This is a genomic window from bacterium (assembly GCA_017744355.1).
Classification (GTDB): Bacteria; Cyanobacteriota; Sericytochromatia; order S15B-MN24; family UBA4093; genus JAGIBK01.
Genome location: JAGIBK010000001.1, coordinates 1116206 through 1137134, shown reverse-complemented (window position 1 = coordinate 1137134; position 20929 = coordinate 1116206). Strand labels below are relative to the sequence as shown.

Sequence of the window (20929 nt, the reverse complement as noted above, 5' to 3'; positions counted from 1 at the left end):
CGGTCAACCTGACCAAGCTTAAAGCAAGTTTAATCCCTAGGAGTTTCCGCTATACTGGTCATGAGTTTCTAGACGCCACCTTCGAAAGGGATCCGATGCACTACGCCAATAGCCTGCTCGACACGATCGGCCACACGCCCCTGGTCAAGCTCAACCGCGTCACCCAGGGCATCAAGGCCACCGTGCTCGCCAAGGTCGAGTTCTTCAACCCCGGCGCTTCGGTCAAGGACCGTCCCGCTTTGCACATGATCGAGGATGCCGAGGCCAAGGGCCTGCTCAAGCCCGGCGGCACGATCGTCGAGCCGACCAGCGGCAACACCGGCGTAGGCCTTGCGATCGCAGCCGCCATCAAGGGCTACCGCTGCGTCTTCACCATGCCCGACAAGATGAGCCAGGAGAAGCGTGACGTCCTGCGCGCCTACGGCGCCGAGGTGGTCATCACCCCGACGGCGGTCGCCAACGACCACCCGGATTCCTATTACAGCGTCGCCAACCGCCTGACCCGCGAGATCCCCGGCGCCTACCAGCCCAACCAGTTCCACAACGCCAAGAACCCCGAGGCCCACTACATGACCACCGGTCCCGAGCTGTGGGAGCAGACCGGCGGCAAGATCACCCACTACGTCGCCTCCATGGGCACCGGCGGCACTATCTCGGGCACCGCCAAGTACCTCAAGGAGCAGAACGGCAAGGTGGTCGTGATCGGCGCGGACCCCGAGGGGTCCATCTACTCGGGCGACACCCCCAAGCCCTACCAGGTCGAGGGGATCGGCATGAACTACATCCCCGACACGGTGGACCTGCGCCTCATCGACCGCTACGAGCGGGTGGGCGATGCCGAGGCCTTCGCCATGACCCGCCGCCTCGCCCGCGAAGAGGGCCTGTTGGTCGGTGGTTCGGCCGGCACGGCGGTGGTCGCCGCCCTGCGGGTGGCCCGCGACCTGCCCGAGGACGCGGTGGTCGTGGTGCTCCTGCCCGACTCGGGCCGCGGCTACGTCTCCAAGATCTTCAACGACGAGTGGATGAAGCAGCACGGCTTCATCGAGAGCTCGCGCCAGAGCGTGATGGTCGGCTCGTTGCTGGCTGCGCGCGGCGATCGCTCGGGCCTCATCAGCGTCAACCCGACCGAGCCCGTCGCCGTCGCCGTCGAGCAGCTCCGCGAGCACGGCATCTCGCAGCTGCCCGTCATGGACGGCGACCAGGTCGTCGGCTCGGTGCAGGAGAGCACCCTGCTCAAGGCCATCGTCGAGGGCACCGGCGCGAGCAAGACCGTCGCCGAGGTCATGGGCCGTCCCTACGCCGTGGTGGACGAGTCCGAGCCCGTCAGCAAGGTCTACGAGGCCCTGCTGCGCGGCGACGGCGCGGTGGTGGTCTCCAAGGCTGGCCGGCCGCACGGCGTCCTGACCAAGATCGACCTCATCGAGTTCTTCGCGAGCTCGCAGCAAGTGGGAGTGACCGTCTAAATGAAGTTCCAGACCAAGGCCATCCACGTGGGCCAGGGGGCCGACCCCACCACCGGCGCGACCATCGTGCCCATCTACCAGACCTCCACCTACACCCAGGAGGACGCAGGGGTCCACAAGGGCTTCGACTACTCGCGCACGGCGAACCCCACCCGCAAGGCCCTCGAGGACTGCCTCGCCTCCCTCGAGGAGGCCCAGTTCGGCCTCGCCTTCTCGTCGGGGGTCGCGGCCACCGACGCGACCCTGAAGCTGCTGTCGGCCGGTGACCACGTGGTCGTCTCGGATGACGTCTACGGCGGCACCTACCGCCTCTTCGAGAAGGTCCTCACCCGCTACGGTCTCAGCTTCAGCTGGGTGGACGCCCAGGACCTGGACAAGGTCCGCGCGGCGATCCAGCCCAACACCAAGCTGATCTGGTCGGAGACCCCGACCAACCCCTTGCTGCGCCTCATCGACATCGAGGGCCTGGCTGCGATCGCCAAGGAGCACGGGGTGCTCTTGGCCATCGACAACACCTTCGCGAGCCCCTACCTCCAGAACCCGCTCACCATGGGCGCGGACATCGTCGTCCACTCGACCACCAAGTACCTGGGCGGTCACTCGGACGTCGTGGGCGGCGCGTTCATGACCAACCGCGAGGACCTCTACCAGCAGGTCAAGTTCGTCCAGAACTCGATCGGCGCGGTCCCTGGCCCCAACGACGCCTTCCTGACCCTGCGCGGGGTCAAGACCCTGGCCCTTCGCATGCGCGAGCACTGCGCCAACGCCAAGGTGGTCGCGGCGTGGCTCGAACAGCACCCGCTGGTCGAGAAGGTCTACTACCCCGGCCTCGAATCGCACCCCCAGCACGAATTGGCCAAGCGCCAGATGCGTGACTTCGGCGGCATGGTGTCCTTCGTGGTCAAGGGCGGTCTGGACGTGGCTCGCGTCGTCGCCAAGAGCACCAAGCTCTTCAGCTTGGCCGAGAGCCTGGGCGGCGTTGAGAGCCTGCTGACCCACCCGCCCACCATGACCCACGGGGCCATCCCCAAGGAGATCCGCGAGGCTCGCGGCGTGGTGGACGGCCTCCTGCGCCTCTCGGTGGGCATCGAGGACGCCCAGGACCTGGTCGCCGACCTCCAGCAGGCCTTCGACAAGGCGGCTAGCGCTTGCGATTCGTTGGTTAGCTCGTAGCCGGCCCGATTTCTCATCCTATATCAGCAAGGCTCCAGGTGAACGATTCACCTGGAGCCTTGCTGTTCTGAGGCGTTCGAGCTTCGTTCCCTAAAAAATGTATTCGGCTCGCACCGAGGGAACGGTGGCGCTTCCCCCGAGCACCGTTGTGTACTTGTACGTGCCGGTGATGCGTCCGACGAACGTAAAGCTCTCTCCGCTGACGAAACGTCCAGAGGAAACGTCGGGCAGGAAGAGGCGTTGATTGTACACCACATCCCAGCTGCGGGAAAAATCGCTCCACTCCTTTTGTCGGAGGAATACCAAGGCTCCGCCGGGCGCATCAGAGTCGAACTTGACGTCTACCATCGCAAACTTTCCGATCTTGCTATTGACCTCGGTGGCGATGTTGTGCGAGCCGATAAGGTAGTCCGGAGTATTGATCTTGCTGAGCGAGGGGCCAATTTTTGATGCGGTCGCCTTGTCACGCTTGATGAGAGCGTTGATGAACGTTTGCCAGTTATCAGCCTGCGCTTTCTGCTGTGCTTCAATTTCGTCCTGTTGCTGAGCTCGTCGGCTTTCTTCTGCCTCTTGTTCTTTTTGCAGCGCTTCCGCTTCGGCTTCTCGCTTTGCCTGCCGGACTGCTTCTGCCTTTGCTTGGGCGGCTCGGAGGTGGCCAAGCGTTTTTTCTTGAGCCAATTCCGCGTTTTCCAGGCTAGCAATGGTGGCATTCAATGCCTGGAGCTTTTTCTGGTGTTCTTCAACGCTGGTCGTGTTATTGGCATTGGCCCCTATCCCTGCCAAGACCCCCGTGCCAAGTCCAACCAGGCCAACCAGGCTAAATGTCAGTGGGCGCGTGTTAGCGTCCCAGAAAAAACTGGATCCGTAAAGAAGGCCAAAGCCAGCGGCTAGCGCAAGGCCGCCGATCGTACCGCCAACTCCTACCATGAATGGATTCTGGAGGTGGGGCGCCTCCAGGGAGGAAAACTGTTGCGAGGCAACTAACTTCTCGCTGCGTAGATCACTCAGTCGTTGCTTCGCTTCGCCAAAGTCAATACGATAGTAGCTCGGTTCAAGTTTTATGGTGTTTGCTTCTGAACTGACCATTTCGCTTGTGATGAATCCCCGTACGATTGAGACGTTGAAGGGCGCACGGTCGTTTCGCTGAATCTTGAGCTCGACTGTGCTTCCTTTAGCGCCACGAAGCTGCTTGGCGAGGTCCTCCAAGGCCCGACCATCGGTTGCCCTGCCTTCGATCTCCAGAATCTCATCCCCAACCCAAAGTCCTGCTAGAGCCGCGGGGCCGCCCTCGGTTAGGGATGTTACGAGCGCGTGTTTGTCGATATCGAATCCAAGCCTGATGCCGATTCCTGAAAACGGCCTTTCCTGATTGCTGGCGTGTGCGCCTTCTTGAGGGGACGGCGTCATGGCCTCCGGCTCGGCAAAAGCGGATTGGGTGAGCAAACAGGTGAAGGCTAGAAAGCCGCCGATGATGCGAAAATGCCAGTGTGGATGTCCCAAGATTACCTGCCCTTCTCAATGAATGGTTCGTTCATCGAATCGACGGTCGTCATACCTTGCAAGGCATTCCTTGCTTCGAGGAATACCGGACGTTTCCTGGAGCTGTCTCCTTAGGAATAGACCTGGCGCAAGGCAATGCGAATAATGATTGCTTGCTTTCTCGTACCCTGTTCCTGTTGCCAGTATTCATATGAGTAAGCAGCCTGAGCTGACAGGGGGCAATGCGGACGAGGCGTGCATTTACTCCGAATGCTGGCTAGTTTCCGGGTGAGCGTGTCGCCCTCTGGATGGCCGTATGGGGCGTTGGCTTGCTTGCCCTACAGGTGAAATGCCACCTGTCTGTAGGGCAAAACACACCTGTATTCGCAGGGGACTAAAACTGCAGCCAGACCTAAATTATTCCCAGCGACCGGTGCATTCTGAAGAGGGAGGCGGTTACTCGCCGGTCTTGGCGAGCAGGCCGCGCTCCTTGACCACCGCGAAGGTGTGGTAGAAGAAGGCGATCGCCCCTGCCATGTACAGCGCGTCCAGCCCGAAGGCCCAGAGCAGGTGGTTCAGGGGGATGTGCCCGGTGGTGATGACCGCGCGCATCCCCTCGAAGACGTGCGCGCTGGGCAGCAGTTTCGCGAGCGCCTGCATCACGGGCGGCAGGATCGAGACCGGGTAGAACACGGCCGAGAGGGGCTGGAAGATGAAGGCGAGCACCCACGCGAGACTCTCGGCGGCTTGCCCGAAGCGCAGCACCAGGGCCGTGGTCGTGATCCCGAGCGCCCAGCCCATCAGCAGCAGGCACACGACGAAGGGCACCAGTGACCACCCGAGGACCAGGATGTTGAAGCCGTAGAAGACGCCCGCCAGGATCGACATCATGACCACCGAGAGGCTGAGCTTCGCGAGGCTGATGAGCACGGTCGAGGCCAAGAACTCGCCGACCGAGAGCGGGCTGACGAAGAGGTTGAGGAGGTTGCGGCTCCAGACCTCTTCGAGGTAGGCGATCGAGACCCCTTGCTGGGCCCGGAAGAGCAGGTCCCACAGGATGAGCGCGCCCAAGAAGAAGGCGAGGAAGTTGGGCAGGGCCCCCGCACCGCCGAGGCGGCTGAGGTACATGCTCAGGAAGCCCCAGATCAAGAGGTCGAGGAGCGGCCAGTAGATGAGCTCCGCGATGCGCATGGGGGTGCGCCGGATGACGTAGACGTGCCGGGTGAAGAGGGCCCCGATCCGCTGAAGGCTGCCGCTCATGCCTGATCCTCCACTTCGCCCCGCGCGACCTTCAGGAAAACGGCCTCCAGGTCTTCGGCCGAGAACTGCGCGACGATCTCGGCGGGGGTGCCGCTCGCCAGGATCTTGCCCTGGTTGAGGAAGACGACCCGATCGGCCATCATCTCCATCTCGCGCAGGTTGTGGGTGGTGAAGAGGATGGAGAGCTTGCGCTCGTCGCGGATCCGCAAGAGCAGGTGCCGGATGCGATCGGCCACGTCGGGGTCGAGGCTCGCCGTCGGCTCGTCGAGAAAGAGCAGCTCCGGGTCGTTCAAGAGCGCCTTGGCCAGGTGCAGGCGGGTGAGCTGTCCGCTCGAGAGCTCCTTGGCGGGTCGCTCGGCCTTGCCCTTGAGGTCCAGCAGCTCGATGGTCTCGTCCACCTTGCGCCGCAGGTTCGGCACCCCGTAGAGGCGGCCGAAGACCAGAAGGTTCTCGCGCACCGACAGGGAGTAAGGCAAGGAAACGTAGGTCGAGGAGAAGTTGACCCGCTGGAGAATGGCCTGGCGGTGATGCGCCAGGTCGAGCCCGAAGACCTGGATCTCGCCCGAGGTCGGGGTGATCAGGCCGAGCAACATCTGGATGGTCGTCGTCTTGCCCGCGCCGTTGGGCCCCAGGAGCCCGAGGATCTCCCCGCGCGAGAGCGAGAACGAGATCCCGTCGACCACCACCAGGTCTCCGAAGCATTTCTTGAGGTCCCGGATCGCCAGCAACGGCATCCCCTGTCTGTCTTGCATCTGTCCTCGCGAAGCTTGATCGGTTATTCTGCCCATGATAGCGCAACCAGATAGAGGACGTGCGCAGGCCCCTCAGCCCTGCCGCGAAGGAGGAAGGCATGCGCGCACACCGCTATAGCAGCTCGATGGCGCCCACCGCCCTGGCGGCGCTGCTTGCGCTGGGTGCGCCGGCGAGTGCGGCCCAGGCGACACCCGATTCCCTGCCCCAGACGAAGCCTGAGGCTGCTTCCACGTCGCCCGAGGCCCCCGAGGCGGGGCTTGCCGTCCTGCGCGGGGTGGTGGGACGCGCCGTCTACGTGGCGCTACCCGCCAACAAGGGCTACGCGTGGGAGTGGGCGGCACGCGGCGAGCGCTGGCTCTTCGATGCCCCCTTCAGGGTCCGGGTGGTGGCCGAGCCGACCCCGACCGAGATCTGGACCTTTCCGCTGGCGCGCCCCGGCCGCATCCTGCTTGATTTCATTCAGCGCCCGGTCGCCGGGCCCATGGACGACAACGCCGCCACCCATTCGATCAAGCTCTGGGTCATGACCCCCTACGAGGCGCAGCAGCACGCTCCGGCCGACCTGCGCGACACGCTGCTCCTGCGCTAGCGCTCAGCGCTCGAAGCGCCGTCTCGATCGGCGGTAGGAGTGCGATCTCCAGAGCGGATCCCGCTCGCTTTGCATGGACTCCGACTCCTGCGCCTTGGCGGTGATCGCCTTGCGCCGTGCCGCCTTGCGCTGGGTCTCGACTTCCTGCTCTTGTTGCGGATCGTTTGAGCGGTGCTGGCCGTTGAGCGACGCCAGCAACAGCGGGCCGTAGATGAAGCGGGTGAAGCCCTCCGCGGCCATCGCCCGGGGGTTGTCGAACATCAGGACCAGGGCGTCGGGCCCGCGCGAGGCGAACACCGTCGCCGACGCGCGGAACGAGGAAACGGCATCCTCGGCGCGGATGTTCTTCCAGATGGTGACGATCACGTGGTCGCCTGGCCTCAAGCGCGGCGGGCGGAAGAAATGCACCCGCGCCGCCACGGGCGAGACGTCGCGAATCTTGGCCTTGATCAAGAAGCTCCCGGCGCGGTCGGTGAGCTCGACCGGGATGACGTACATGACGCGCTCGAAGGCACGCTTGTTGGGGTTGGCGATGGGGCGTGTCGCTTGAGCGGCGCGCCCATCGCTCGGGAAGCTGAACGAGTCGTCGGCCAAGAGGACCTCTTCGCACGTGCGGCCCGTCGCGGATGCGGGGGCCAAAGAGCGCGGGATATGACGTGATACTGAAAGCTTAGTTGTTAGTGCCGGGGCGGGTCAAGCTCTTGCCTTCACGGGGCTCACGACAGCCGAGCAGGGGCTAGGCAGGGGCCAGCCGGATCGGGTACCCTGAAGAGGCCGTAAGCGCGCCGTAAGGCGCTTGGCAAGCGAGGAGTTGCATGACGCGCGAGGGCTGTGTGGAAATCTTGACGCTTTCGGATCTCATTCGGACCCAGGCCGCCCTCAAGCCCCACGTGGAGGCCCTGGTCGCCGATGGGCGGCGCTGGAGCTACAGCGCGCTGGCGCGCGGAATTCGCCGGATCGCGGGTGCGATTCGCGCCGGGCACCCGGACCTGGTCCCAGGCGAGCGGGTCCTGCTCATGGCCCCTACGGGCGATTCCTGGGTCATCGGGTACTTCGCCCTCTTGCACCTGGGGGCGATCCCCGTGCCCGTCAGTCCTCAGCTGCGCGAGGTCGAACTGCTCGCCCACGCCCGGGATTGCCAGGCGCGCCTGCTCATGGCGGACGCCTCGGCGGGCGATGCGGTGCGCGAGGCCTTCATCCGAGCCTTCCAGGGTCGCGTCATGCGCCTGGATCCTCGCCGGCAGCAGATTTCGTGGCAGTCGGCACGCGGCGAGGAGCCGTTCGTCCCGTACTTCGAGCTGCCTTACGAGGAGACCCCCGACGCGGTGGTCGCCGATCCCGACGACGTGGCGACGATCCTCTACACCTCGGGCAGCACGGGCGAGCCGCGCGGAATCGCCCTCTCGCACCGGGCCATGCTGACAGCGGCCCGCGCGATCGCTGAAGCCCTGCCCGAGTCTCCTGCGCCGAGCACGGCGATCGTCCTGCCCCTGTATCACGGCTACCCCATGCTCGCGCAGCTCCTGTCGATCTTGCTGGTCGGCGGCTTCGTGCAGCTCTTCAGGGGCCTGGCCTTTCCCTTCCCCGTCTTGCAGGAGATGCAACGCGAGGCGATCGCGAGCTTCGCGGGCGTGCCTGCGACCTTCCGGACGCTTGCGGCCCTCGAGGACCTCGCGGAGCTGGATCTCTCTGAGGTGACGCATGTCCTCTCGGGCGGGACACCCCTCACCCCGGACGATGTGGCCGCGGTGCGCAAGGTCTTCCCCAAGGCTTGGATCTTCGAACTTTACGGCCAGACCGAGGCCGGTCCCATCGCCCTGAGCTCCGAGGACGATCCCGGCTTCGGCACCGGACGCTTCGCCCGTCCTTTTCCCGGTGTCTGCCTGCGGATCGTGGGTGAGCAGGGCCCTGCGGAGCCGGGCGAGATCGGTGCGGTGCAGGTCCAATCTCCCTTCCTGATGCAGGGCTACTGGCAAGGCGGCCTTGATGCTTTCGTTCCGGCGCAGGGCGAGTGGCACCCGACGGGGGATCTGGGCTTCTTCGATCCCGAAGGCGTCTTGCACCTGCAGGGTCGACAGGAGACCCTCATCGTGGCGGGCAGCGAGAAGGTGAACCCTCGGGAGGTCGAGGCCGTCCTGCTGCGGCATCCAGGCATCCGGGAGGCGGCGGTGCTCGGCGTGCCTGACCCGGCACAGGGCCAACGGATTGTGGCCTGGGTGGTGGCCGCCACGCAGGACTTCGAGGTCGAAGCAGCCAAGCAACACTGCGAGCAGTATTTGTCGCGCCACAAGTGTCCCCACGAGATTCATTTGGTCGAGAGCTTGCCGCGGACGGAAAGCGGCAAGGTCCACCAGGCGCGCTTGATGACCTGGCAACAGGCCTGATTTCAAAGGGTGAGGGCCCGCCGGGTGTGTGAACGGCGGGCCCTCGTTTCGCTCAGAGAGGTTTTCGAGCGATGGGGATAGCATAGCCCAGCGCGTCTATCGGTGCCGTGGCATGCGATCCGAGCGGCGTGCGATCGTCCTTACGCCTGCTCGCCGGCTTCAGCGGCAAAGGCGCGGCCCGCCTCGCAGTACCTGAGGTAATCGCAGCGCAGGCAGTGCTCGGCGACGCGCGGGGTGAAGCGTTGCTCCGCTTCGAGCCGCTCGACGGTCTCGCGCACGCCTTCGAGGATCCCTTCGATGTGCGCGGCGCTCATTTCGAGGGTGAGGCGAACATTGCTCGCCAGGTAATGCACCGTGTGGTGCTGGACGGTCTCGCGGAGCTTCTCGCCGATGAGGAAGTGGTAAATCCCGAGCTGCTGGAGGGTGTGGGGGCGGATCTGCTCGGGGGCGTAGCCCGACTTGTAGTCGATGATCTCGAGCGAGCCGTCGAAGCGCCGATCCACCCGGTCGACGATGCCCAAGAGCGTGATGTCGCGGTAAGCGGCCGTGAGGCGCTTCTCCAAGAGGAGTGGGATGCTCTGGGCGTCCGACCAGGTTTCGTAGTAGGCGGCGAGCAGGTCCTTGCCGCGCGCCAGCTCGGCCAGCTCGTGCTCGCGCGAGTCGTAGCCGGCCCCCGTCCATGAGCGTTCGAGTTCGGCCTGGGCGGCTTCGAGGGGTCGCGCGGTGGGGCCGCCCTGCTCGTGGAGGACCTGGAGGGTCCGGTGGAGAGAGGTGCCGAAGCTCTGGTTGGCCCAGGCCCTGCGCGGCAGCTTCCGCACGTACTGGTAGTGGTACTGCCGCGGGCAGGTCTGATAGACATAGAGTTTGCTCGGGGAGTACTGGGGCTTGCGCACGACGGCTCTCGATCCTCTCGGCTTTCGGGGCGGCTCTTGCGATTATACGCCCTTCGCTGAGGTAAAATGGACGGGATCACGAGAGGAAAGCCCCGCATGAGACGCCGTCTCGTCCTACTAGCCGACGCGAGCAACGTTCATACCGTCAAATGGGCGCGCGAGTTCGCCGCGCGCGCCTGGGACGTCCATGTGCTCTCGCTGCTGCCCGCCGAGATCCCGGGCGTCGAAGTCCATTTCCTGCAGCCGCCGCCCGTGGGCAAGATCGGCTATCTGGCATTGATCGGGGAGGCACGCGCGCTGGTACGGCGCCTGCGGCCGGATCTCGTGCACGCGCACTACGCGACCAGTTATGGCTTGCTCGGGGCCCTGGCGCGCCATCGCCCCTTCGTCATCTCGGTCTGGGGGAGCGACGTGTACGACTTCCCCACGAAAAGCCCGCTGCACCGCGCCCTGCTCGCCTGGAACTTGCGCCAGGCGGATGCCGTGACCTCCAGCAGCCATGCGATGGCCGAGGCGACAGCGCCGCTGCTCCCGTCTCGTTCGATCGAGGTCGTCCCGTTCGGGGTGGATCTCGCCCGGTTCGGCCCCGCGACCCCTCACGAGGGCTTGACCATCGGCTGCGCCAAGATCCTCGAGGCTCACTACGGTCAGGAGCATCTCATCCGCGCGGTTCGCCTGTTGCTGGATCGGCGACCGGATCGTCCGGTGAGGCTCTTGCTCGCAGGTGAGGGTGATCAGCGCGATGCCCTCGCCTCTTTGATCGCCTCGCTGCATCTGGAAGAGACCGTCCAGCTCGTAGGGCGCCTGCCCCATGCCCAGATGCCGGACTTCCTGCGCGCTCTCTCGATTTTCGCCATGCCGTCGCTGAGCGAGAGCTTCGGCGTCGCGGCGGTCGAGGCGGCCGCCTGCGGCCTGCCCGTGGTCGCAACCCGCGTGGGCGGGGTGGGGGAGGTCGTCCTGGATGGCGAGACCGGTCTGCTCGTGCCGCCCGCCGATCCGGAGGCGCTGGCCCAGGCGCTCTCACGTTTGCTCGATGATCCGGCCCTGCGGGTCGCCATGGGAGAGAGGGGCCGTGCCCATGTGGCGCGGTGCTTCGATTGGTCCCGCAACGCCGATGCCATGGAAGCGGTATACGAGCGGCTGCTCGCTGTGGCGCCGTCGCGCCCGGTGGTTTCTTCTCAGGAGGTCTCGTGACCCAAGCTCTGCCCCTGCTCTCGGTCATCGTTCCGTGCCGGAACGAGCGGCAGCACATCGCCCCGTTCCTCGAAGCGGTGCTCGCTCAGGCCCGCGAGGGCTTTGAGCTCGAGGTGCTGATCGCCGACGGGATGAGCGACGACGGGACCCGCGAGGTCCTTGCGGAGTACACCGAGCGCCACCCGTTCATCCGGGTGATCGACAACCCCGAGCGCAACACCCCGCACGCCCTGAACCGGGCGATTACGGCGGCCCGAGGCGAGGTGATCGTGCGGATGGACGTGCATACGGTCTATGCCCCGGACTACCTTCGCGAATGCCTGGCGGTCCTCGAGGAGAGCGGCGCCGACAACGTGGGCGGCGCGTGGCATGCGGCCGGCAAGACCTACGTCCAGGAGGCGATCGCGCTCGGCTTCCAGTCCCCCTTCTCGTCGGGCGGGGCCGCCTCGCACGCCACCGAGTTCGAAGGCGAGGTCGACTCGGTCTATCTCGGCTGCTGGCGCCGCGCGGTCTTCGAGGAGGTCGGCCTCTTCGATCCCGAGCTCGTGCGCAACCAGGACGACGAGCTCAACTTGCGCCTGGTGCGTGCCGGCCGCAGGGTTTGGCAGTCCCCTCGCATCAAGTCTCGCTACTACCCGAGGGCCTCGCTCTCGGCCCTCTTCAGGCAGTACGCCCAGTACGGCTACTGGAAGGTGCGGGTGATCCAGAAGCATCGCCTTCCGGCTTCGTTGCGGCACCTGGTGCCCGGGGCCTTCGTGCTGGCCCTCTTGCTCTTGGCTTTGCTCGCGCCGTTCAATCGCTTGGCGTGCTGGGGCCTCGTCGGCCTCGTCGGCCTCTACGCACTCGCCAACGTCGCGATCTCGGTGTTGACCTGCTTCAAGCCGGCTCGCCTGAAGTACCTGCCGCTCATGCCTGGGGTCTTTGCGGCCTTTCACCTCGGTTACGGCTACGGCTTCCTGCGCGGCGCCATCGACTTCGTCCTGCTGCGCAAAGGCGGAGCTTCCGCCTTCACGACGCTTACCCGCGGGTGAGTTGCTCGCGGGGGGCTCGTTTCAGCTTGCCGAGCACCTTCTTGATCCCCGCCTTCGCGTAGGTGCCCAAGGCGAGGGCGTAGTTCAGGTACGCGCGCAGGGGGCCAATCTCGGGGTGCCTGGCGTGGATGCGTCGCTTCTCGGCCAGTAGCCGGGAGCGTTGCTTGCTGCTGAGCCCCCCGTCGGCGAAGCTGACCACCACCCGATCGACGAAGGCCGCGCGGACGCTCGCGCCGCACCTCAGCAGGAAGTCGTAGTCCCCGGCGATGCGGTAGCCATCGTCGAAAAGACCGCGCTCGTCGAAGAGCCCCCGGCGATGCAGGCCCGCCGGATGGGCGACCACCTGGGTCCGCTTCATCCGTTCCCAGTCCCACGGGGCGCCGCTCAGGGCACGCACCTGGCCCTCCGAGCCGACGATGGCGACGCGGGCCCAGACGAAGTCCAGCTCGGGGGTCGCGGCTGCGGCGAGGCTTTCGAGGGCGTCGGGGTCCGCAAAGACGTCATCGGCCCCCAGAAAGGCGATCCACTCGCCGCGTGCGTGGGCGATGGCTTTGTTCCAGGCATGGTAGACGCCCCGGTCCGGCTCGGATTCCCAGTAAGCCAGCTTGTCTTCGTTGGCGCGCACGATGGCGGCGCTGTCGTCGGGGGAGGCGCCGTCGATGATGATCAGCTCTTTGTGCGGGTAGCGCTGCTGCACGAAGCTGTCGATGCAGCGTTGAAGCGTGGTTGCGCCGTTGTAGACGGCGACGACGACCGTGATGAGCGGTTGGTACGTTTGCATGCTTTCCCGTTCACGAGCCAGTGAAATAAAAGCGGGGCCGCGCAATGGCGCCCGAATGGTCGCACACGCGCAATTGCGCTATCATGAGGCAAGGCCCCGAGATCTGTCGAGGGGAAGGCCGCCCCCGCCAACCTGTACCAGAAAGACGCCGCCATGGACGATCGCCTCCAGCAAATGACCGCTGCCGCGAAGGGAACGCTCGCCGAGACCATGGGCATGACCCTGCTCGAAGTCACCCCGCAGCGGGTCAGGGCCAGCATGCCGGTCGTCAGGGCCGTGCACCAGCCCTTCGGCCTGCTGCACGGCGGTGCGTCGGTTGCGCTGGCCGAGACGGTGGCGAGCATCGGGGCCTGGGCCAACGTGGACCAAGAGACTCAGATGGCCGTCGGCCTCGAGATCAACGCCAATCACCTGCGCGCCAAGCGCGACGGGGTGGTGAGCGCCGAGGCGACCCCGATTCACGTGGGCCGCACCACCCAGGTCTGGGAAGTGCGCATCACGGACGAAGCGGACAAGCTCGTCTGCATCTCGCGCTGCACCTTGGCCGTCGTGCCGAGGGCCTAGACCACGCAGTAGCAACCGACCAATATGAAACGCTCGTGCTTTTGGTATAAGCATGACAGCCGACCCTCGCACGTGGAGATGCGTTCATGCTGACACCCGCCCTTCAGTCTCAAGCGCTCGACAGTCGAAACCAGCAAGAGATGGTCACCATCTACGAGGCATGCATCCACGTGCGAGAAACCGCACGAGGCTTGCTGGACCGCTCGGATGAGATGGGCTTGATCGCGGTGAACGCCGAGATCGCCGCCGCCAAGTCTCAGGTCAACCAAGAGGCCTTCATGGTCCTGGCCAACGAGACGGGCAAGATCGCGCGCCAGATGAGCGTGCTGGTCGGCGAGATCCAGGGGGATGCCCATGCGCTCGCCAAGAGCTCGCTGAGCGGGGTCGAGAAGAGCCGCCGCCTCAATCGCATCGCCGAGGGCCTCGAGCGCATGACCCGCGCCGACAACGTCGCGTTCGTTCAGCAGGTCGCTTCGGATCTCGACGATCACATCCGCGGGATCCGCGGAGACATCTTCACGCGCTTCCACCACATGGAGGAGGCGCGCGAATCCGTGCTCCGGCAGATCGTCAAGATCGCCCGGATTACCACTTACTTCCGCATCGAGGCCAGCCGGGACGTGCAGCACGGGGCGTACTTCCGGAACATCGCCGATTCGCTGGCGCAGCTGAGCGAGTCGGCCGACGCAGTGGCCGGCGACATGAAGAACGTCATCAAAACCGCTTTCCACGCCTAGGAAGCGCGTCACACTGAGGAGGTCACCCCTTGATCGGTAAGGTCCTATTCGACGACGGCGACCACAAGTGGATTGCGCTCGCGCGCGATCCCGAGAAGAAGGACGCGGTCATCGACACCAACGAGTATCTCATCGTCAGCAACGGGGACGCGCTGCTGCTGGATCCGGGCGGTACCGAGATCTTCCCGGCGGTGCTCGCGGCCGTCTCTGAGCACATCAGCCTGGGGCAGCTCAAGGCCTTCTTTGCGAGTCACCAGGACCCCGACATCTTCTCGTCGCTGCCCCTGTGGCTCGGCGTCTGCCCCAAGGCGCAGCTCTACGTGCCGAAGATCTGGTCCGGCTTCCTCGCGCACTTCGGCTACGAGTACATCGACAACTTCAAGGTCGTCGAGGATGGCGGCGGGCTTTTGACCTACGGCAACGGCCTCGCGCTCCAGATGGTCCCGGCGCATTACTGCCACTCGTCGGGCAATTTCAGCGTCTACGATCCGCACGCCAAGATCCTCTTCTCGGGTGATATCGGCGCGGCACTTCTGCCCGAGGATCACTCGGACCTCTTCGTGCAGGACTTCGAAGCCCACGTGAAGTACATGGAAGGTTTCCACCGCCGCTGGATGCCTTCGAACGAGGCCAAGAACGACTGGGTTCGCCGCGTGCGCGAGCTGGACGTCAAGATGCTCTGCCCGCAGCACGGCGCCATCTTCCGGGACGAGCAGGTCGGCCAGTTCCTCGATTGGTTCGAGGCCCTGGAAGTGGGCTCGGCTATCGCCGTGACCCGCCAGGCTGCAGCCGCGAAGTAGCCTTTCACCCGAAAGCCGAATCCCCCGTCAGGCATGCCTGGCGGGGGATTCGTTGTTACGAGGGTTGAGGTACTTCCGAGATGCGTGGGGCTTGGCGGGCCGTGCTTGCGAGGTACACCCCGATCAGGACGATGGCTGCTTGCGCGATCTTGGCGGGGCCCATCGCCTCGCCGAGCAGGAGCCACGAGAGGGCGAGCGTCACGATGGGCATCAGGTACAGGTAGACCCCGGAGGTCGCAGCCGACATGCGGCCGAGGGCGTACATCCAGAGCCAGTAGGCGCACCCCGAGGAGCCGAGGCCCAAGAAGGCGAGCGAGCCCAGTGACAGGGGCGAGAAATGCCAGGTGGCGGGCGTCAGGATGGCCTCGCCGACGGCGAAGGGCAGCAGGCCGACGAGCCCCACCGAGTAGGTCGTGGTCAGGGTGGAGAGGGGCGAGGCACGGTCCGCGAGGGTCTTGCTGACGAGCGCGTACCAGGCGCCGACGAGGGTGTTGAGGGCCATCAGGCCGTCCCCCAGGCCGGTCTCCTTGAAGCTCGCCCCTACCAGGGCCGCGAGGCCTCCGAAGGCGAGCAGGGCACCGCCGATGGTTCGCAAGTTCAGGCGTTCGCGCAGGAAGATGGCGGCGCCGGCGATGGTCAGCAAGGGGCTTGCTGCGATGAAGATGGCGGTGTTGCCCGCGGTGGTGTACTTGAGGGCGATGTTCTCGAGGACGTAGGTCGCGGTGGTTCCGAGCAGGCCCGCCAGCACCACGCGTCCCCACAGGGGGCGGGGGATGGTGATCGGGGTACGGGTCACCAGGTGGGCCGCGAGCAGCCCGGCGACAGCTACGGCGAAGCGCAGGACCGCGAAGGCGATGGGCGGGATCTCGGCGATGGCGAGCTTGGTGGCGATGAAGGAGCCGCCCCAGATGAAGACGGCGATGAGCATGGCGATGGCTGGCATGTATATAGCTTAAGCGCCATTGCCCCGGTGGGACAATGGCGCTTCACGATTCTTAGTTGCCTGGGCGCCTTAACGGGAAGCCGCTAAGGAAGGCACCTGCGAATGCGTTTGTTGTTGTAATCGCTGATGTAGAGGGTCCCATTCGCCGAGACGGCGATTCCCATCGGGTAATCGAAGCGCGCCAGTAGTGGATTTGCCGAATCCAGATAGCCGCTCACTTCGCCGACGCCGGCGACCGTGGTGATCTTGCCGTCGGTCCCCACGCGCCGGATCACGTAGTTGCCGCTGTCGGCGATGTAGGCGGCTCCGCTGGCATCGAAGGTGATGTTGGACGGGTAGTTCAAGGCTGCCGCCGTGGCGGGACCGCCGTCGCCCGACCAGCCGATTGTTTCGTCCTGGCCAGCGAACACGGATGGATTGGCGTTCGCGTCGAACTTGAGGACCTTCGAGTAATAAGCGTCCGTCATGTAGAGATTGCCGGAAGGGTCCAGCGCCAAGCCCTGTGGCCAGGCATACTCGCTTACGTCCGCGAAGAGCGTCGGGGTGGCGTTGGATGCGTTTTTGGCCACCTGGACAATGTGCCCGTTCGATCCGTCTGCGATGAAGAGCATCGTGCCGTTGCCGACCACGGACACCGGGTCCCCGTTGAGGGTCGCCACCGTCGTGATCGTGCCGCTGGCGACTTTTCGGATTCGCTTGTTATCCGTGTCCGCGATGAAGACCTGGCCGGCAGCATCCACCCAGACCCCTTGAGGATTCTTGAGCTGAGCGCTGGTTGCGTTGCCGCCGTCGCCGCTGAAGCCGGCGAAGCCCGTGCCAGCGAAGGTGGTCACGACGCCCGTGGTGTCGATCTTGCGGATGCGATGGTTGGTGGGGTCGGCCACGTACAGGTTGCCCGCGGCATCGAGCGCGAGCGCCGTGGGGGAGCCGAAGCGCGCCTGCTTGGCCTGGATGTTGTTGCCGGCGAATTCCGTCGAGCGGTTGCCACCGATGGTGGTGATCACGTTGGTGGCGGCGTTGATCCGGCGGATGAGGCGGTTGCCGAGGTCCGAGAAGACGTAGTTGCCGTTGGGGTCTATGAACAGCGACTGAGGGTTGTTGACGGCGCTGTTCACGATCGACTGGCCGTCAGGGGTGTAGCCCCCGGTGCCGTTGCCCCACTTGGTTGTGATCGTTCCGTTCAGGAGCTGGCGGAAGCGATGGTTGGATCCGTCGCCGAACAGCAGAGCGCCGGTGCCGGCTTCCTTGACGATATTGGACGGCTCGTAGCTGAGAAAAGCCGACGTGCCCGCCTTGTTGTCTCCGTTGTAGCCGGCCCAGTTGCCGTTGATGACGGCACCCGCTTGTCGGGTGTAGCTGCCACCGACGGTGAAGGCGAAGAGGGTGGGGAAGGCCGTGTCGAAGATGTAGATGGTGTTGCCGTCCACGAAGGGCCAGCGCGGGGACTTCACGTAGGCGTCAGTGGGGGGCGATACCGACATCTCGGATGAACTCGAATATCCCCAGGGACCTCGGCCCGCGATGGTGCTGATCTTGCCGTCGCCGGCGACGCGGCGTACACGGTCGTTCCCGTAATCGGCGATGATCAACTGGTTCGAGGCGGTCAGCGCCAGTTCCTGAGGGTTGCGCAGCGTGGCCGAGAGTGCGTCTCCCCCGTCGCCCGTATTGCCGGGAGCACCGGTGCCCGCGACGATCGTGAGCATCCCATCGGTGCTGATCTTGGCGACCTGGTGATTGGAAAAATCACTGAAGTAGAGGACCCCGGTTCCATCGACGCAAAGCCCGGTCGGGTAGTTGAGATTGGCCGAGGTCGCCGGTCCGTTCGAGAGGGTTCCCTGGGTCCGAGTGCCGGCATAGACGGACAGGATGCCGTTCGGGTCGATCTTGTAGATGACGTGTTCGGCGGGGGCCGAGAAGTAGATCGACCCGTTGGGTGCCGGGACGCAGCGGTCCGCCGAGATCGGCCATTCGGTCGCCAGCGTGTTCTGGGGCGGATAGATGACGCCCGCGTAGGTCTCCACCCCTGCGCCTTGGCCGCCGTTTCCACCGCTGCCGGGAATCGCCGTGAGGGTCTCGGTGAGGTTGATCAGGCCGCCGGGCAGGATGACGAAGGAGCCGGTCGCCTGGCCCGCGAAGCGCTGATCCAGGAGCCTGACCGGTAGCGAGGCCATCGTCGGACGTTCGGAGGTTCCCACCGACACGTCGGTGTACGAGTACTGATCCAGCGTCGAGATGCGATCGCTCTCGGCGGTGCCCGGCGCCTTGTAGGCAAAGCCATGCAGTCGATACTTCGTGTTGCTGTGCAGGCGGTTCAGGACGATCGGCATCGAGAGCGAGCCGCTCGCCACGTCGACCTCGACCGGTACGCCGCCGTGACTCACCGGAGTGGCGGTCTGGCCGTCCACGGTATAGAGGCGCACGACCAGGTGATCGATATCGGCTTGCGTGTAGGCCTGAACGATGGCTTGCGTCTGCAACGCACCGCTCGTCACCTTGGGCGTGACGGTGAGCGTCGCCTCTCCTACCGTCGGGACACTGAGCAAGGAGGGGCGGCAAGCGCCTATCGCGAGCGGTAGTAACAGGAGCCAAAGCTTTTTCATGAAGGAGGGTCCTCTATTGTGACGAATGGCCAGTATGATACTTGGCTGATTTAGCGTACGTCCCCTTGCCCTCAAAGGGCAAGGGGACGTAACGATTTTGTCGTTAGTAGGTGGCCTGGAGGATGGAGAGGGACTGGTTCGCGTTGAACTCGACGATGGGGACGCTGTTGCTGCGCAGGTCGATGGCGCCGCCTGCGATGATACAACCCGTGATCTTGGTGCCTCCGGTCAGCATGATCCCACCGTTGGGAGCGAAGAGGACGCCCGTGATATAGCTCGTACCACCGGTCGAGATCGCATCGGAGCGCGTCGAGAGTGACACCAGCCCGAGGTCGGACGGGGAGGCGCCTTCGCGCATCACGGTGTTGCCGCCGGTCACGATGGGCTCGGTGCAGATGACGAGGCCGTTGCCCTTGAGGACGAAGGTGTTGTCCGTCTGTAGCCCACCCTCGATGTAGACGACCCCCTCGACCGTGACTTCCCAGACGCCGCCGAAGAAGATCTTCTTGCCGGTGGTCTTCGCACTGTAATACCCCTTGAGGGTCGCGTAGCGTTTGCCACTTTGCCAGGGGGTGCGATCGAGGTCGCTGTTTGCTTGGTCGATGTCCTTGTTCCCGTTGGCTTTGGCACTGTTCGCGAGGGACAGTAACTGGGCGGCGGAATAGCTCGGGACTTTTACGGGGTCGGCCTTGGTGGGGATCCCACCCGAGTGCCCACCGCGGTCGGTGGTGTAGGTGCCACCGTAGGTGACCTTGCCGTCGATGTTCGAGGACCCCTCGCGGGTGAGGTTACCATTGGCGTGGACGTCGGCCTTGCCTGAGGGAGTGGAGGTGACGCCCGTGTTCCCCGCGTAGGTGAGGTTCTTTGCCGTGAGGACGGCGTAGGCCTTGGCAGGGCCAGAGGATGGAGTGGGCGAGGGAGCTGCGACGCTGCGCAGGTAGGCGGTCAGCAAGGGCAGTTTCTTGCTCTGGGGGTTGTTGTTGAGGGTGGCCAAGAGGTCCTTGAGGTCGATGCGGCGGACGTCCTTCAGGGAGGCAGGGGCCGAGCCGTCCGCCTTGAAGGAGGCGAAGCTGCCGGCGGCGATCGCGAACATGGACGAGTCCGTCAGCTCTTCCCACTTTTGGGGCGAGGAAGCCGCGGTAGCACTCTCGCCGCGCTTGACCGCCTTCGTGCCGATCTCGTAAGTGATGAAGCCTGAGCCGTCCGCCTTTTGCAAGACGATGCGCTTGCCGTCCACCGTTGCACTGCTAAGCGCCGAGCTTGCGTGCACATCGTTGTAGAACGCTTCGGTGAGACGGTTGAAGTTGAAGTGATTAAGGTCGTCGCCCCGTTGCGTGTAATCAATTTTGAAGCTGTTCAAGGCGACCAAGCCGATGAGGCCGATAAGGCTCGCCATGATGAGGCTACTCACCATGATCTCGACCAAGGTCAGCCCGCGCTGGAAAGAATGATTGGCGTGATGGATGGACTTCACGGGGTAGCCTCTTTTGCGACGAGGGTCACGAGGCGATCGATCGGGATGGCGGAGTTAGAGGGATAGACCGTGATCGTGACCTTGTTGATGGAAGGCGAGGGAGTGGCGTATTGCGAAAAGGCGATGTCGTATTTCAAGTTCGTGTCGGGATCGTTCACGCCACTGACGCTCGTGAGTGCGGCGAATGGTACGGCACGCACCCTGGTTTCGAGCAGGCGCTGTACCAGGATGGCGAACTTCTCGCGCTCTTCGATCGCTACGTTGGCCTGCGCGGCCTTGAGGCGCATGATGGTGGCCGGGACCAAGGCGATGGTGATAATGGCGATGGCGATTGAGACTTCGACAAGCGTAAAGCCCGCGTGATGACGCCACCTCATGAGCCGTAGCTCCACTGCGTGATGATGCCGTTGCTCGCCGTCGCCTGGATGATGCTGATGTAGGTGAAGTCGTGCACGGTCACCGAGCCGGTGCTCTGGATCCCAAATGTGGGTGAAGATCCCAAGATGCGTGTCTCGTATCGGATGATGCGACCATTTCCTCTGTCCAGCTCAGTGGGGTTGAGGCTCTGGGTGGCGTTAAAGGAGGCGTAGACCCCGGCTTCGGCCGCCATTTGTGCCAGGAATTTGCTGTACTGGGCTTGTGTCGCTTTGGCATGAACGAGCTGCGCAGAGGCGAGCGCTACCGAGGCGGACATGAAGACGAACACAATAAGGGACAGCATCAGAAGGATCGAGCCCTTCTGATGCTGTCTTCCGTGTGAATCGCCGCTGCGCGTTGGCAATCGCAAGATTCACCCTCTTCAGCAGGCTAT

At 64.6% G+C, this 20929-nt stretch carries 20 protein-coding genes; 9 read left to right on the top strand and 11 right to left on the bottom strand.

Annotation, left to right across the window (positions count from 1 at the left end; translation table 11 throughout):
• Positions 1-95 precede the first annotated feature (95 nt).
• Positions 96-1463 (top strand): cystathionine beta-synthase, encoded by a 1368-nt coding sequence (locus tag J7643_05405; GenBank protein MBO9540016.1) that lies wholly within the window; start codon positions 96-98, stop codon positions 1461-1463.
• On the top strand, positions 1464-2636 hold the full coding sequence (locus J7643_05400) for a cystathionine gamma-synthase (GenBank protein MBO9540015.1): 1173 nt from the start codon (positions 1464-1466) through the stop codon (positions 2634-2636).
• A 90-nt stretch (positions 2637-2726) separates the two neighbouring features.
• Here J7643_05400 and J7643_05395 read toward each other — a convergent pair whose 3' ends face one another.
• The 3 genes from J7643_05395 to J7643_05385 form a co-directional block, all read right to left on the bottom strand.
• Entirely contained in the window at positions 2727-4136 is a 1410-nt protein-coding gene (locus tag J7643_05395; protein ID MBO9540014.1) for a PDZ domain-containing protein, read from the bottom strand.
• A 435-nt stretch (positions 4137-4571) separates the two neighbouring features.
• The gene (locus tag J7643_05390) at positions 4572-5375 is read right to left on the bottom strand and encodes an ABC transporter permease (GenBank protein ID MBO9540013.1); all 804 of its coding nucleotides are present in this window, start codon (positions 5373-5375) and stop codon (positions 4572-4574) included.
• Positions 5372-6109, bottom strand: a complete 738-nt coding sequence (locus tag J7643_05385; protein ID MBO9540012.1) for an ABC transporter ATP-binding protein — start codon at positions 6107-6109, stop codon at positions 5372-5374. The genes J7643_05390 and J7643_05385 overlap by 4 nt, the downstream gene beginning before the upstream one ends.
• A gap of 116 nt (positions 6110-6225) precedes the next feature.
• Between J7643_05385 and J7643_05380 the strand changes: the two genes are divergently transcribed.
• Positions 6226-6717, top strand: a complete 492-nt coding sequence (locus J7643_05380; protein MBO9540011.1) for a hypothetical protein — start codon at positions 6226-6228, stop codon at positions 6715-6717.
• 3 nt (positions 6718-6720) lie between these two features.
• Here the strand turns inward: J7643_05380 and J7643_05375 are convergent, their stop codons facing one another.
• The gene (locus tag J7643_05375) at positions 6721-7311 is read right to left on the bottom strand and encodes a PilZ domain-containing protein (protein ID MBO9540010.1); all 591 of its coding nucleotides are present in this window, start codon (positions 7309-7311) and stop codon (positions 6721-6723) included.
• 239 nt (positions 7312-7550) lie between these two features.
• Here J7643_05375 and J7643_05370 point away from each other — a divergent pair, with 239 nt between their 5' ends.
• Positions 7551-9101, top strand: coding sequence for an acyl--CoA ligase (locus tag J7643_05370; GenBank protein ID MBO9540009.1), 1551 nt, complete (start codon positions 7551-7553; stop codon positions 9099-9101).
• A 140-nt stretch (positions 9102-9241) separates the two neighbouring features.
• Here J7643_05370 and J7643_05365 read toward each other — a convergent pair whose 3' ends face one another.
• The gene (locus J7643_05365; GenBank protein ID MBO9540008.1) at positions 9242-9994 is read right to left on the bottom strand and encodes a PD-(D/E)XK nuclease family protein; all 753 of its coding nucleotides are present in this window, start codon (positions 9992-9994) and stop codon (positions 9242-9244) included.
• A gap of 96 nt (positions 9995-10090) precedes the next feature.
• On the opposite strand from J7643_05365, the gene J7643_05360 reads away from it, so the two are divergent.
• Positions 10091-11188 (top strand): glycosyltransferase family 4 protein, encoded by a 1098-nt coding sequence (locus tag J7643_05360; protein ID MBO9540007.1) that lies wholly within the window; start codon positions 10091-10093, stop codon positions 11186-11188.
• 8 nt (positions 11189-11196) lie between these two features.
• Positions 11197-12219: a glycosyltransferase family 2 protein gene (locus tag J7643_05355; protein MBO9540006.1), complete on the top strand. Its 1023-nt coding sequence runs from the start codon at positions 11197-11199 to the stop codon at positions 12217-12219.
• Here J7643_05355 and J7643_05350 read toward each other — a convergent pair.
• Positions 12206-13000, bottom strand: coding sequence for a glycosyltransferase (locus J7643_05350; GenBank protein ID MBO9540005.1), 795 nt, complete (start codon positions 12998-13000; stop codon positions 12206-12208). The two genes, J7643_05355 and J7643_05350, sit on opposite strands and share 14 nt — an antisense overlap.
• Positions 13001-13174: 174 nt before the next feature.
• Between J7643_05350 and J7643_05345 the strand changes: the two genes are divergently transcribed.
• The 3 genes from J7643_05345 to J7643_05335 all read left to right on the top strand — a co-directional run bounded on the left by J7643_05345 (position 13175) and on the right by J7643_05335 (position 15101).
• A complete protein-coding gene (locus J7643_05345) occupies positions 13175-13564 on the top strand; it encodes a hotdog fold thioesterase (GenBank protein ID MBO9540004.1) in 390 nt (129 codons plus the stop codon).
• An 86-nt stretch (positions 13565-13650) separates the two neighbouring features.
• Entirely contained in the window at positions 13651-14301 is a 651-nt protein-coding gene (locus J7643_05340) for a hypothetical protein (protein MBO9540003.1), read from the top strand.
• Positions 14302-14330: 29 nt separating this feature from the next.
• Positions 14331-15101, top strand: a complete 771-nt coding sequence (locus J7643_05335; protein ID MBO9540002.1) for an MBL fold metallo-hydrolase — start codon at positions 14331-14333, stop codon at positions 15099-15101.
• A 55-nt stretch (positions 15102-15156) separates the two neighbouring features.
• Here J7643_05335 and J7643_05330 read toward each other — a convergent pair whose 3' ends face one another.
• From J7643_05330 to J7643_05310, 5 genes are all read right to left on the bottom strand, one after another.
• Entirely contained in the window at positions 15157-16044 is an 888-nt protein-coding gene (locus tag J7643_05330; GenBank protein MBO9540001.1) for a DMT family transporter, read from the bottom strand.
• An 83-nt stretch (positions 16045-16127) separates the two neighbouring features.
• Positions 16128-18644 carry a hypothetical protein gene (locus tag J7643_05325; protein MBO9540000.1) on the bottom strand — a complete coding sequence of 839 codons (2517 nt, stop codon included), beginning with the start codon at positions 18642-18644 and terminating at the stop codon, positions 16128-16130.
• Between the two features lie 103 nt (positions 18645-18747).
• Positions 18748-20118 (bottom strand): hypothetical protein, encoded by a 1371-nt coding sequence (locus J7643_05320; protein MBO9539999.1) that lies wholly within the window; start codon positions 20116-20118, stop codon positions 18748-18750.
• Complete coding sequence (locus J7643_05315; protein MBO9539998.1) at positions 20115-20495, bottom strand: prepilin-type N-terminal cleavage/methylation domain-containing protein; 381 nt, start codon at positions 20493-20495, stop codon at positions 20115-20117. The genes J7643_05320 and J7643_05315 overlap by 4 nt, the downstream gene beginning before the upstream one ends.
• Positions 20492-20905 (bottom strand): hypothetical protein, encoded by a 414-nt coding sequence (locus J7643_05310; GenBank protein ID MBO9539997.1) that lies wholly within the window; start codon positions 20903-20905, stop codon positions 20492-20494. Before J7643_05310 ends, J7643_05315 begins: the two co-directional genes overlap by 4 nt.
• Positions 20906-20929 lie beyond the last annotated feature (24 nt).

What these genes read in the sequence shown, in the direction of transcription:
- J7643_05405 (MBO9540016.1), top strand. Translation starts at nt 96, where the DNA reads ATGCACTACGCCAATAGCCTGCTCGACACGATCGGCCACACGCCCCTG.
- J7643_05400 (MBO9540015.1), top strand. Translation starts at nt 1,464, where the DNA reads ATGAAGTTCCAGACCAAGGCCATCCACGTGGGCCAGGGGGCCGACCCC.
- J7643_05390 (MBO9540013.1), bottom strand. Translation starts at nt 5,375, where the DNA reads ATGAGCGGCAGCCTTCAGCGGATCGGGGCCCTCTTCACCCGGCACGTC.
- J7643_05385 (MBO9540012.1), bottom strand. Translation starts at nt 6,109, where the DNA reads ATGCCGTTGCTGGCGATCCGGGACCTCAAGAAATGCTTCGGAGACCTG.
- J7643_05380 (MBO9540011.1), top strand. Translation starts at nt 6,226, where the DNA reads ATGCGCGCACACCGCTATAGCAGCTCGATGGCGCCCACCGCCCTGGCG.
- J7643_05360 (MBO9540007.1), top strand. Translation starts at nt 10,091, where the DNA reads ATGAGACGCCGTCTCGTCCTACTAGCCGACGCGAGCAACGTTCATACC.
- J7643_05350 (MBO9540005.1), bottom strand. Translation starts at nt 13,000, where the DNA reads ATGCAAACGTACCAACCGCTCATCACGGTCGTCGTCGCCGTCTACAAC.
- J7643_05345 (MBO9540004.1), top strand. Translation starts at nt 13,175, where the DNA reads ATGACCGCTGCCGCGAAGGGAACGCTCGCCGAGACCATGGGCATGACC.
- J7643_05340 (MBO9540003.1), top strand. Translation starts at nt 13,651, where the DNA reads ATGCTGACACCCGCCCTTCAGTCTCAAGCGCTCGACAGTCGAAACCAG.
- J7643_05330 (MBO9540001.1), bottom strand. Translation starts at nt 16,044, where the DNA reads ATGCCAGCCATCGCCATGCTCATCGCCGTCTTCATCTGGGGCGGCTCC.
- J7643_05325 (MBO9540000.1), bottom strand. Translation starts at nt 18,644, where the DNA reads ATGAAAAAGCTTTGGCTCCTGTTACTACCGCTCGCGATAGGCGCTTGC.
- J7643_05315 (MBO9539998.1), bottom strand. Translation starts at nt 20,495, where the DNA reads ATGAGGTGGCGTCATCACGCGGGCTTTACGCTTGTCGAAGTCTCAATC.